Origin of the sequence: Bacillus sp. GB_SG_008 (genome assembly GCF_052038115.1) — a bacterium.
In the GTDB taxonomy this organism is placed as follows: domain Bacteria; phylum Bacillota; class Bacilli; order Bacillales; family Bacillaceae_G; genus Bacillus_A; species Bacillus_A rhizoplanae.
In genome coordinates this window covers 224,478-236,249 of record NZ_JBPZSK010000003.1, presented here as the reverse complement: position 1 = coordinate 236,249, position 11,772 = coordinate 224,478, and the positions used below count along the sequence as shown (strand labels likewise).

The window sequence follows — 11,772 nt, the reverse complement described above, 5'->3', positions numbered from 1 at the left end:
GTGATTTTTGTGGGTAACATCTACGGAGGGTTTACGGATATAAAGGAGCAGCTATATAAAAAACTATGCCATCCTTATTTTATAAAATACATTGAAGAACCAGTTGTTGATGAAAAAAAATTAGCGTTCTTATATTCCATTTTAAAAAGTGCAAACTTACATAGAGAGCAAATTGAACATTACGTAGTAACCATTATGCTTGTACAAATTGCTTTAGATACACATGAGAAAGTATCAAGTAAAGAGGAGACGGATGGGTCTCATAAGCGGCGCCAACTAACAGTATTAGCAGGGGATTATTATAGTGGGCTATATTATTATTTACTTTCAATGAATCATGATATCGTATTGATTCGTGCGTTGGCAGAAGGTATTAAAGAGATTAATGAACACAAAATTATGTTATATCAGCAAACATATGAAACGATAGAAGAAATGTTAAGCAGTGTAGGAATAATTGAATCGGCTCTTTTACAAAAAACGTGTGATCATTTTCAAGTGAAACATGTAAAGTCAACAATTAACAATATATTTGCAATAGCTCGTTTGCAAACTGAGTATCAAATATTCTTGAAGAAAGAATCGTCGCCAGTATTTACGGCATTTCAAAAGCTTTTATCTTCTGATGATAAAACGAAAGTGGAAAACGTATACAACGAATCGATAAAAAAGATACGAAGTCAAATTGATACTTTGATGCAAGATGATACAGGGATTGAAACATTTTTTTCCACATTAAAAGAGGCGACTTGAGTATTTTGAATTTTACAGTTGGAAGAAGGGTAAAAGCATGCAACAATCAAAAGAAGAAAGAGTACATGACGTATTTGAGAAGATATACAATAAATACGATGTAATGAATTCAGTTATTAGCTTTCAAAGACATAAAGCATGGCGCAAAGAAACGATGCGAATTATGGATGTTCAACCTAGCAGCACAGCGCTTGATGTATGTTGTGGAACGGCTGACTGGACAATTGCGCTTGCTGATGCGGTCGGTTCAAATGGAAAAGTATATGGATTAGATTTTAGTAAAAATATGCTTTCGGTTGGAAAAGAGAAAGTGGAAGCTTTACAATTGGATCAAGTAGAATTAATTCATGGTAACGCCATGGAACTACCTTTTGAGGATAATACGTTTGATTATGTCACAATTGGATTTGGACTCCGAAATGTTCCAGATTATATGCAAGTGTTAAAAGAGATGACTCGTGTTGTAAAACCGGGTGGGAAGGTTATTTGCTTAGAAACATCGCAGCCGACAATGTTTGGAATTCGACAAGGTTATCTTTTATATTTTAAATACATTATGCCTTTATTCGGAAAGCTATTTGCTAAAAGTTTTAAAGAATATTCGTGGTTACAAGAATCAGCAAGCACATTTCCAGGAATGAAAGAATTGGCTCGTATGTTTGAAAAAGCTGGACTAGAACAAGTAAGAGTAAAGCCGTTTACTTTTGGAGTAGCAGCAATGCACTTAGGTTATAAGCCGGAATAAAGTGAAATTATCATTAGTAGGAACTGTTAATGGAAAGGTATCGCCAATCGGGCTCTAACAGGCGGTTCTCTCCTGCCTATCTCTATTTTTTGTTTCCTCATAATCTTGAGGTAGGAGTCTTACTTCCCGTTAAAGCGGGATAAAAATAGAAAAGAAGTTTTAGGTTAAGGTGAACGATATGAAGTTACAACTTATGTATTCTTTTTTACGATCGGATATTGATAAAATTGAGAAACAACTAAAAGTAGTTGTTGCTTCTGAGCAACAATTGCTTGAAGAAGCTGCGTTGCAACTGATTGAGGCCGGTGGAAAACGAATCCGACCTGTTTTCGTTCTGCTTGCGGGGAAATTTGGAGATTATAAGCTCGATGTAATTAAACATGTTGCCGTTGCATTAGAGCTTATTCATATGGCTTCTCTTGTGCATGATGATGTAATTGATGCTGCTCTTTTGAGAAGAGGGAGTGCGACTGTAAATGCAAACTGGGGTGATCGTATTGCAATGTATACAGGTGATTATTTATTTGCAAAGTCTCTAGAATGCATTACAAATTTAGAAAGTCCAGAAGTGCATAAAGCATTATCATATACAATTCTTGAAGTGTGCAAAGGAGAAATTGAACAAATTAAAGATAAGTATGATTTTGGACAAAATTTACGAACATATTTACGCCGTATTAAACGAAAAACAGCACTTTTAATTGCTGCGAGTTGTCAATTAGGGGCAATTGCATCTGGTGCATGTCGTGATACAGTCAATCGTTTGTTTTGGTATGGTTACTTTGTTGGTATGTCATATCAAATTATTGATGATATTTTAGATTTTGTGTCAACAGAAGAAAAGCTTGGAAAACCTGCGGGCGGAGATTTATTACAAGGTAATATTACACTTCCTGCTTTATATGCGATGGAAGATCCTAAACTTCGCGAGAGAATTGTTCAAGTTAATGAAAATACGCCTTCAAATGAAATGAAAGAAATTATTGAAGCGGTCAAAAATAGTAATGCAATTGATCAAGCCTTTGCATTTAGTGAAAGATATTTACATAAAGCATTAGAAGTTATTAAGCCGTTGCCTCGTGGACAGGCGAAACTGGCGTTGCAAAATGTTGCAAAGTATATAGGGAAACGTAAATTTTAAATGTTTTTCGAGGAAAATAATAATCTCTCCATTTCAAAACTGTTGCACAATTTTGATAACGGTGATACTATGTGTTTGGGGATATACAATTACATACATAATATGAAGTGGAGAGATTTATTATGGAAAAAACGTTTTTAATGGTAAAACCAGATGGTGTACAGCGTGCAGTCATTGGGGAGATTGTTGCTAGATTTGAAAGAAAGGGTTTTCAATTAGTTGGTGCTAAGCTTATGCAAATAACACCAGAGATTGCTGGACAGCATTATGCTGAACATAAAGAGAGACCTTTCTTCGGTGAATTAGTAGATTTCATTACATCTGGACCTGTTTTTGCAATGGTATGGCAAGGTGAAGGTGTTGTTGAGACAGCTCGTAACATGATGGGGAAAACAAGACCAAATGAAGCTGCACCTGGTACAATTCGCGGTGACTTCGGACTAACTGTTGCAAAAAACATTATTCACGGTTCAGATTCTCTTGAAAGTGCAGAACGTGAAATTGGTATTTTCTTTAACAAAGAAGAGCTAGTTGAGTATTCTAGATCAATGAATGAGTGGATTTACTAATTATTTCGAAATAATTTGTAAACGCTTTAAAAATAATGATTATAGTGAAAAAGCGCAAGAAAGGATGTCTGAATTCCTTCTTGCGCTTTTTTGTTTCATATTAGTTACGAATCAATAGAGGTTATGATATAGTGTTACATAAATACTGAAGTAAAGGGGAGTAACCGATGCGATATATAACAGCTGGTGAATCTCACGGACCACAACTAACGACAATATTAGAGGGGATTCCGGCAGGTTTACCTTTAGTAGCGGATGATATTAATACAGAATTGGCAAGAAGACAAAAAGGGCATGGCCGTGGACGCCGCATGCAAATTGAAAAAGATCAAGTTCAAATTTTAAGTGGTGTGCGTCATGGATATACAATTGGTGCACCAATTACGCTCGTTGTCGAAAATCGTGATTTTACACATTGGACAAAAATTATGGGAGCAGAGCCGTTAACAGAGGAAGAATCAAAAGAGATGAAACGACAAATTACACGACCTCGTCCAGGACATGCAGATTTAAATGGTGCGATTAAATATGGTCATCGCGATATGCGCAATGTATTAGAGCGTTCTTCAGCTAGAGAAACAACGGTTCGTGTAGCTGCTGGAGCTGTTGCAAAGCGCATTTTAGAAGAACTGGGTATAAAAGTAGCAGGGCATGTAATTGAAATTGGAGGAGTGAAAGCGGAGAAGCAGTCGTATAACTCTATTGAAGAGTTACAAACGATTACAGAGGCATCTCCTGTTCGTTGTTTAGATGAAGAAGCAGCGCAGAAAATGATGCAAGCAATTGATGATGCAAAAACAAACGGGGATTCTATCGGAGGGATCGTCGAAGTTGTTGTAGAGGGTATGCCAGTTGGTGTTGGAAGTTATGTGCATTATGATCGTAAATTAGACGCAAAACTTGCAGCTGCAATTATGAGTATTAATGCATTTAAAGGTGTGGAAATTGGGATTGGTTTTGAGGCAGCTCGTAAGCCAGGAAGTCTTGTTCATGACGAGATTTTATGGGATAAAGATAATGGATATACGAGACGTACAAATAATGCAGGTGGATTAGAGGGCGGTATGACGACAGGTATGCCAGTTGTTGTTCGCGGAGTCATGAAACCAATTCCAACTTTATATAAACCGCTGCAAAGTATTGATATTGATACGAAAGAAGCGTTTCAAGCAAGTATTGAGCGTTCTGATAGCTGTGCTGTACCAGCAGCAAGTGTTGTAGCGGAAGCTGTTGTAGCTTGGGAACTGGCTACAGCCGTGATTGAACAATTTGGGACGGATCGCATTGATTTAATTCGTGAAAATATTGAGAAATATAACGAATATGCGAGGGAATTTTGATGAGGACAATACAAATTCAAACAGGTTCCAAACAATATAATGTGTATGTTGGAGCCCAGGCATTGTTACAATTATCAAAGATTATAGAAAATATGAAACCAGCCGTTTCAAGTATTCTACTGATTTCTGATGAAACGGTAGCTTCATTTCATCTAGATGAAGTGAAAGATACTTTGCAATTAGAAAAAGATGTATTTTCATTTGTGATTCCGAGTGGTGAAAAGGAAAAATCGTTTGAAAATTATTATGCGGTTCAAACGTTTGCGCTTGAAAAAGGTTTAGATCGCCATTCGCTTATTATTGCACTTGGCGGTGGAATGATTGGAGATTTAGCGGGATTTGTTGCGGCGACGTTTATGAGAGGTATTCGCTTTGTACAGGTACCAACAACGTTACTTGCGCATGATAGTGCAGTTGGAGGTAAGGTTGCAATCAATCATCCGCTTGGGAAAAATATGATTGGTGCATTTCATCAGCCAGAGGCGGTTATTTACCATACTCCGTTTTTAAATTCTCTTCCAGAAAAAGAATGGCGCTCTGGTTTTGCAGAAGTAATTAAACATTCGTTTATCGGAGATATAGAATTATATCATTGGCTGCGCGAAGAAGTGAAAACGTTAACTGATTTAAGAGATGATAAGTTAATTTATACACTGCAGCGTGCGATTCCAGTAAAAGCAAAAATTGTTGCAGAGGATGAAACTGAAAAAGGTGTTCGTGCTCACTTAAATTTTGGGCATACACTTGGACATGCTCTGGAAAAAGAGATGGGATATGGAAACATAACACATGGTGATGGTGTTGCAATCGGCATGTTATTTGCCATCTTTTTAAGTGAACAAATATATGAAAAAGACCTTCAATATAAGGAGATTAAACGGTGGTTTGCTGCATATGGCTATCCGAGCATGCCAAGTAAACTTGATGTGAATCGCCTCGTTCAAGTGATGAAACAAGATAAAAAAGCGAACGGTGGAACAATTCGTATGGTCGTTATGCAGGAGATTGGGGTAGTGGATGTCGTATCTATTTCAGATGAGACCGTCCGAACGGCTTTAGAAGCATTTCTAAGAGAGGAGGAGTCTATTTGATTCGCGCGATTCGCGGCGCAACTACAGTCAATTGTAATGAAATAGAGGAAATATTGACTGCAACAGAGCGTTTAGTGAAAGAAATGGCAAGCGATAATAGCGTTTCTCCTGTTGATATTGTATCTGTATTAATTTCCACAACAGCAGATATAAATGCATGTTTTCCGGCAGCTGCATTAAGGCGTATTGAGGGTTGGTCTTATGTACCGGTCATGTGCATGCAAGAAATAGAAGTGCCAAATGCTCTTGAGAAATGTATTCGCGTTATGATGACGGTTATGACCAATAAACTACAGCATGAAATTCATCATATCTATTTAGAAAAAGCGGTGCAGCTAAGGCCCGATTTACAAAAATAATAGGGGGAATTCCAGTGAAAGTAAAAGAGCAATTATTGTCGTTAAAAGCGTATGTGCCAGGTAGAAATATTGAAGAAGTAAAGAGACAATATGGGTTATCTAAAATTGTAAAGCTAGCATCAAATGAAAATCCATTTGGATGTTCAAAACGTGTAGCTGAAGCTTTGGCATCGTTAGATGGGCAATATGCGCTCTATCCAGACGGTGCAGCGTATGCTCTTCGTGAAAAATTAGCAGATCACCTTCATGTAAAAAAGGAACAAATTTTATTTGGTAGCGGCTTAGATGAAGTGATTCAAATGATTAGCCGTTCTCTGTTACAAGAAGGAACAAATGTTGTCATGGCAAAGCCGACATTTTCACAATATCGTCATCATGCAGTAATTGAAAAAGCAGAAGTACGTGAAGTACCTTTAAAAGAGGGGACACATGATTTAGAGGCAATGCTTGCACAAGTTGATGAGCATACACGTATCGTATGGATTTGTAATCCTAATAATCCAACAGGAACGTACGTTTCAATGGAGCGGTTACTTTCATTCTTAGAGGCAGTTCCGAAAACAACACTTGTTATTATGGATGAAGCATACTATGAGTATGCTGGGGCTAAAGATTATCCGCAAACATTACCACTTCTAGAGAAGTATGAAAATCTTATGGTATTACGTACATTTTCAAAAGCATACGGATTAGCATCATTTCGTATTGGTTATGCGGTAGGAAATGAAAGCTTAATGTGTTCGTTAGAGGTAGCAAGATTACCATTTAATACGTCATCAATTGCACAAGTAGTTGCGCAAGCTGCGGTAGAAGATCAAGCGTTTTTACAAGAGTGTGTGAACGTGAATAATAAAGGATTACAGCAATATTATGATTTTTGTGAGAAGTATCAAGTGTTTTATTATCCATCACAGGCGAATTTTATCTTTTTAGAGCTTGGTCTTCCAGGAGATGAAGTATTTGAAAGGCTACTACAAAAAGGATACATCGTTCGTTCCGGTGGTCCACTTGGTTTACCGAACGGTATTCGGATTACAGTTGGAACGAAAGAAGAGAACGCGGAGATTATTGCGGTGCTTACTGAACTTGTAGAAGAGAATTTGAAAAAAGAAGAGACATATTTATAAGAAAAGAAACGGCTCCATTATTAGGAGTCGTTTCTTTTCATCCTATTTGCGTAAAGAAGAAGGAAAGAAGTACAATAAAGTGAAACTACCGTCATTGAATTTTTTTCATCTCTCACTAATGGGGGAATTTTACCAATCGGGCTCTTACTGTCCAAAAATAGCGAGATAAAGAAAGAATACATACGTGAACATTAAATAGAGGTGATAGAGGTGAACCGATTAACAAAGCTTAAGAATGGATTAAACGGAACGATTTTTGTTCCTGGAGATAAGTCTATTTCGCACCGCGCAGTTATGTTTGGGGCAATTGCAGAAGGAACAACGAAGATTACAAATTTTCTTCAGGGTGAAGATTGTTTAAGTACGATTGCTTGTTTTCAAAAGTTAGGAATTAAGATTGAGCAAAAGGGTAACGATGTCACTGTATATGGAAAAGGATTACAAAGACTAGTAGAACCGACGGAAGTATTAGATGTTGGAAACTCAGGAACGACAATTCGGTTAATGCTTGGTATACTAGCAAATGCATCGTTTCATTGTACAGTTATCGGAGATTCTTCAATTGGAAAGCGTCCGATGAAACGTGTTACAGAACCTCTTCGTCAAATGGGTGCTAAAATTGATGGAAGAGAAGATGGACAATATACGCCTCTTTCTATTCGAGGGGGAAATATAAAAGGCATACATTATCGTTCTCCCGTGGCAAGTGCACAGGTGAAATCAGCTGTTTTACTTGCAGGGCTACAAGGAGAAGGTGTGACAACTGTGACAGAACCATTACAGTCTCGTGATCATACAGAGCGTATGTTACGTGCATTTGGGTGCTGCGTTACTGTTGATGGATTAACTGTCTCATTAGAAGGTGGACAAAAGCTTTCTGCGGCGAATATTGAGGTGCCAGGAGATATCTCTTCAGCTGCCTTTTTCTTAGTTGCAGGTGCAATTGTACCAAATAGTAAAGTTGTATTAAAAAACGTTGGGTTGAATCCGACAAGAACTGGAATTCTTGATGTGTTATCACAAATGGGTGCGAGTTTGTCAATAGAGAATATTCGCAATGAAGAATTTGAGCCAAGCGGTGATATTACAATTGAAACCTCACAATTAAGAGGAATAGAAATTAGCGGTGCGCTCATCCCAAAATTAATTGATGAAATTCCAATTTTAGCACTGTTAGCAACGCAAGCAGAAGGGACAACTGTGATTAAAAATGCGGAAGAATTAAAAGTAAAAGAAACGAATCGTATTGATACAGTTGTAAATGAATTGAAAAAACTAGGAGCACATATTGAAGCAACAGAAGATGGTATGATTGTGCATGGTAAAACGCAATTAGATGGAAACGTGGTAAATAGTCATGGTGATCATCGTATTGGTATGATGTTAGGGATTGCATCGTGTATAGCAGATGGAGAAGTTATGATTGAAAATAGCGAGGCAGTAGCTGTGTCATATCCGAACTTCTTTGAACAGTTACATATGCTGCAAAACTAAAAGAATCTTTTCTTTTTGAGAAGGTTCTTTTCTTCTTCACACTGTTGCTTACACGGAAACAGTTGTTTATTATGGAATTTACATAAGTATTTATATAAAGGAGCTAGTTATGCAAAAGTTTGAACAAGCTGTTACATATATTGAAAGCGGAGAAACAGAGAAAGGATTACAACTATTAGCAGAGCAAGTAAAACAAGGTACGGATGAAGAAAAGTATGAAGTTGCTCGTTATTATTATACACTAGGGTTTGTAGATCAGGCGCTAGAAATAGTAGAAGATTTACGGTTGCTATACCCAGAAGAAAGTGAATTCACGTTATTTTTAGCAGAGTTATATATTGATGTAGACAAAGAAGATGAAGCAATTGAAGTACTTCACGACATTCAAGAGAATGATGAATTATATGTTCAATCTCTCCTCCTTGCATCTGATTTATATCAAATGCAAGGTTTTGACGAAGTAGCAGAGCAAAAATTATTAAAAGCGAAAGCGATGATGCCAGATGAGCCGGTAATTGCTTTCGGGCTTGGGGAATTGTATAGCAGTAAAGGAGAAGATAGTAAAGCAATTCCATATTATGAATCATTACTTCCAGAACATAAAGTGATGGGCGGTGTTGTTGTTCCGCTTCGATTGGCTGAAAATTTAAGCGCACTTGGGCAATGGACTGAAGCAATTTCTTATTATGAGGAAGGTTTAGAGGAGCAGAAGGATATTCATTCTTTATTTGGATTTGCGTTTACGTTGTATCAAGGAGAACAGTACCAAAGAGCAATCAGTGTATGGGAAGAATTAAAAGAGTTAGATCCAGAATATGCATCTTTATATATGTATTTGGCGAAATGCTACGAAAAAGAAGGTATGCTTCAAGAAAGTTATGAAACGCTTCAAGAAGGAATAAAAATTGACGAACTATCGATACCATTTTATGTAGAGCTTGCTAATGTTGCAGCGAAGCTAGGGGAAAGAAATGAAGCAGAAGATTCGCTTAAGAAAGCATTAGAGCTTGATCCGTCGCATTTAGGGGCTACCTTAAAGTATTCATACATCTTAAAGGAAGAAGAAAGGTATGAAGAGGTGATTGCTGTTGTAGAAAAAGCCATTGATAATGGGGAAACGGACACGCAATTACTTTGGGATATTGCACATGCGAAAAAACAATTAGAATTGTATTCGGAAGCATTAAAACATTACCAAAGCGCATATACTTCTTTTAAGAATCATCCAGATTTCTTGGAGGAGTACGGTTACTTCTTGTTAGAAGAGGGATTGCGAAAAGAGGCGAAAGAAGTATTTACACGTTTATTACAGCTAGATCCGACACAAACTCATATTGAAGAATTATTATATAATTTAGAGGATTTTTCATAAGTTGGAAGGAAACTGAATACTACTTCTTGAATGTAAAAAGAAAAAAGAAGGACAGAGGAGGGATCAAGCGCTATGAATACCCCTGTTTCTGTGAATGAAAAGAAAGATTTTGTAAAATGGTTTTTAAATAATTATCAACTGAAACAGCGAGAATGTGTTTGGATTTTAAATTATTTAATGAGTCATGACCAATTAATGGATAAGGTGCATTTTGTAGAGCATGCGAAATATTGTCCGCGTGGGTTGGTAATGTCAGCGAATTGCGTGAAAGATTTACCGTTTCATTTTTATAAACAAAATGTAATGACGACTGATGCGGAAAAATCATTTCATGATATTCGCTTAAACAGAGATGAAGATATTTATATTCAGCTCAATTTTAAATCATCTTTCCAAAATGCGAATTATGTGGCAGTGCTAGAAGAAAATCCATATTTACCGAAGAATATCGAAGTAAATGAAAAAGATCGTTTATTAGCAGAGCGATTTTTAGAAGAAAGCGTATATTCGTTTCGAAAAGAACGACTTTTGAAATTAATTGACGAAGCGCTTGATACTCATGATGAAGAAACGTTCCGCAAGTTAACAGACGAGTTAAAATGCTTATAAACTTATCTGTGAAAAGTAATTATGAAAATTTTTAGACTATTACGAAGAAAAACCATCTTTTATAGATGGTTTTTCTTTTTTTACCTTTATCTGTATGGTTTAATAGAAATAGAGTGAAACTTTCTTTATGATTGGGTCAACTACCGACCACTTAAATGTTAATGCGTTTTGAAGTGAGGGCTTGTAAAAAGCTTTGGTTGTCTAGCCTTAGTCCTATGTGGACTCCGTTCATAGGCTGCATACCCAAGAATGATTCCCTAGTTCTTGGCTCTATGGTGGCTCTGTAACAGTTCTGATTGGGAAGGTAGGGCCCTCTTTCGTAAGAAGCTGCCAACACCTACAAACATTGGCGAAGGGAAACTACATCCTTATATGGATGGGCAAAACATGCGTGTATTTGCCAAGAGTTACTTTAGGCTGTGCCTAACCGGATTTCATCCCCATCTTACCGCTGGGCTATTGCCCTTCACGCGCTTGAAGATGGAGACTTCTTTCAGAAATAATTTAAATTAATTAAGCTCTTATGGGTAAGTAGTATGGGGGGGAAGGTCATACTGTCCATTAGAGTGGGAATAAGGGGAAAAGGGGGCTATTAAGTGTGAAATGGGCTGTAGCAGATGTATTGCAATACGAACAAGCTAGAGAATATATTGATACAGGAATTATACCACTTCTTTCAATTTCGCTTGAAAAGGGGATGAAAGAGGCTGCTGTAGAAGGAGAATTTATTTCTGCTTTAACAAGAGAGTTAGAGAGGGAGTATAAAGGTAGAGTATTTTTATTACCCCCATTTACATATGTAGAAGGGGCATATGTAAGTGAGAAGCATCGTCTGCAAGAATGGACGAACTATTTGAAAGAACAAGGTTTGCGGCATATTGCGTTGATCACAAGTGATTTTTCTTGGAAGGAAAGTGAACATGAATTGACAGAAAAACTATTTTGTTTACCAGCACTACCGCTAGAACAGCTTAGTGATCAAGCGAAAAGAGAAATAATTCAAGCGCAAATAAAAAATGTTATGGAAAAATTAACTGAAAAGTGGGAAAATAAATAATAAATTGATAGTTTTAATAATTGTGATTAGTATGATATTGACCAATGTAGTAGGGTATTATATCATGATAGTGTCCTAGTTTTTTATCTTATATATTAGTTTTTCACGGGGGACA

The 11,772-nt window shown here is 36.9% G+C and carries 12 protein-coding genes; all 12 read left to right on the top strand.

Features of this window, described 5'->3' with window-relative positions; all coding sequences use genetic code 11:
* Positions 1 to 9: 9 nt before the first annotated feature.
* The 12 genes from ACTDJC_RS08945 (at position 10) to ACTDJC_RS08890 (ending at position 11,657) form a co-directional block, all read left to right on the top strand.
* Positions 10 to 753 (top strand): heptaprenyl diphosphate synthase component 1, encoded by a 744-nt coding sequence (locus tag ACTDJC_RS08945; protein ID WP_440603187.1) that lies wholly within the window; start codon positions 10 to 12, stop codon positions 751 to 753.
* A 37-nt stretch (positions 754 to 790) separates the two neighbouring features.
* On the top strand, positions 791 to 1,498 hold the full coding sequence (locus ACTDJC_RS08940) for a demethylmenaquinone methyltransferase (protein ID WP_098309411.1): 708 nt from the start codon (positions 791 to 793) through the stop codon (positions 1,496 to 1,498).
* A gap of 178 nt (positions 1,499 to 1,676) precedes the next feature.
* On the top strand, positions 1,677 to 2,639 hold the full coding sequence (hepT, locus tag ACTDJC_RS08935; protein ID WP_098309410.1) for a heptaprenyl diphosphate synthase component II: 963 nt from the start codon (positions 1,677 to 1,679) through the stop codon (positions 2,637 to 2,639).
* Between the two features lie 122 nt (positions 2,640 to 2,761).
* Positions 2,762 to 3,208 (top strand): nucleoside-diphosphate kinase, encoded by a 447-nt coding sequence (gene ndk / locus ACTDJC_RS08930; protein WP_098309409.1) that lies wholly within the window; start codon positions 2,762 to 2,764, stop codon positions 3,206 to 3,208.
* Between the two features lie 167 nt (positions 3,209 to 3,375).
* Positions 3,376 to 4,548, top strand: a complete 1,173-nt coding sequence (gene aroC, locus ACTDJC_RS08925) for a chorismate synthase (protein ID WP_429709331.1) — start codon at positions 3,376 to 3,378, stop codon at positions 4,546 to 4,548.
* On the top strand, positions 4,548 to 5,639 hold the full coding sequence (aroB, locus tag ACTDJC_RS08920) for a 3-dehydroquinate synthase (protein ID WP_440603186.1): 1,092 nt from the start codon (positions 4,548 to 4,550) through the stop codon (positions 5,637 to 5,639). The genes aroC and aroB overlap by 1 nt, the downstream gene beginning before the upstream one ends.
* Complete coding sequence (gene aroH / locus ACTDJC_RS08915; RefSeq protein ID WP_440603185.1) at positions 5,636 to 5,998, top strand: chorismate mutase; 363 nt, start codon at positions 5,636 to 5,638, stop codon at positions 5,996 to 5,998. The genes aroB and aroH overlap by 4 nt, the downstream gene beginning before the upstream one ends.
* Before the next feature lie 14 nt (positions 5,999 to 6,012).
* Positions 6,013 to 7,125 (top strand): histidinol-phosphate transaminase, encoded by a 1,113-nt coding sequence (gene hisC, locus ACTDJC_RS08910; RefSeq protein ID WP_098309405.1) that lies wholly within the window; start codon positions 6,013 to 6,015, stop codon positions 7,123 to 7,125.
* A gap of 210 nt (positions 7,126 to 7,335) precedes the next feature.
* Positions 7,336 to 8,619: a 3-phosphoshikimate 1-carboxyvinyltransferase gene (aroA, locus tag ACTDJC_RS08905; protein WP_098309404.1), complete on the top strand. Its 1,284-nt coding sequence runs from the start codon at positions 7,336 to 7,338 to the stop codon at positions 8,617 to 8,619.
* A gap of 109 nt (positions 8,620 to 8,728) precedes the next feature.
* Complete coding sequence (locus ACTDJC_RS08900; RefSeq protein ID WP_440603184.1) at positions 8,729 to 9,991, top strand: tetratricopeptide repeat protein; 1,263 nt, start codon at positions 8,729 to 8,731, stop codon at positions 9,989 to 9,991.
* 72 nt (positions 9,992 to 10,063) lie between these two features.
* Positions 10,064 to 10,600 (top strand): ReoY family proteolytic degradation factor, encoded by a 537-nt coding sequence (locus ACTDJC_RS08895; protein WP_098309402.1) that lies wholly within the window; start codon positions 10,064 to 10,066, stop codon positions 10,598 to 10,600.
* Between the two features lie 598 nt (positions 10,601 to 11,198).
* Positions 11,199 to 11,657: a YpiF family protein gene (locus ACTDJC_RS08890; RefSeq protein WP_098309401.1), complete on the top strand. Its 459-nt coding sequence runs from the start codon at positions 11,199 to 11,201 to the stop codon at positions 11,655 to 11,657.
* The last annotated feature ends 115 nt before the right edge of the window (positions 11,658 to 11,772 follow it).

Excerpts from the sequence above, each read along its gene's own strand:
- ACTDJC_RS08940 (WP_098309411.1), top strand. The coding sequence starts at position 791 with ATGCAACAATCAAAAGAAGAAAGAGTACATGACGTATTTGAGAAGATA.
- hepT (WP_098309410.1), top strand. The coding sequence starts at position 1,677 with ATGAAGTTACAACTTATGTATTCTTTTTTACGATCGGATATTGATAAA.
- ndk (WP_098309409.1), top strand. The coding sequence starts at position 2,762 with ATGGAAAAAACGTTTTTAATGGTAAAACCAGATGGTGTACAGCGTGCA.
- aroC (WP_429709331.1), top strand. The coding sequence starts at position 3,376 with ATGCGATATATAACAGCTGGTGAATCTCACGGACCACAACTAACGACA.
- aroB (WP_440603186.1), top strand. The coding sequence starts at position 4,548 with ATGAGGACAATACAAATTCAAACAGGTTCCAAACAATATAATGTGTAT.
- ACTDJC_RS08900 (WP_440603184.1), top strand. The coding sequence starts at position 8,729 with ATGCAAAAGTTTGAACAAGCTGTTACATATATTGAAAGCGGAGAAACA.
- ACTDJC_RS08895 (WP_098309402.1), top strand. The coding sequence starts at position 10,064 with ATGAATACCCCTGTTTCTGTGAATGAAAAGAAAGATTTTGTAAAATGG.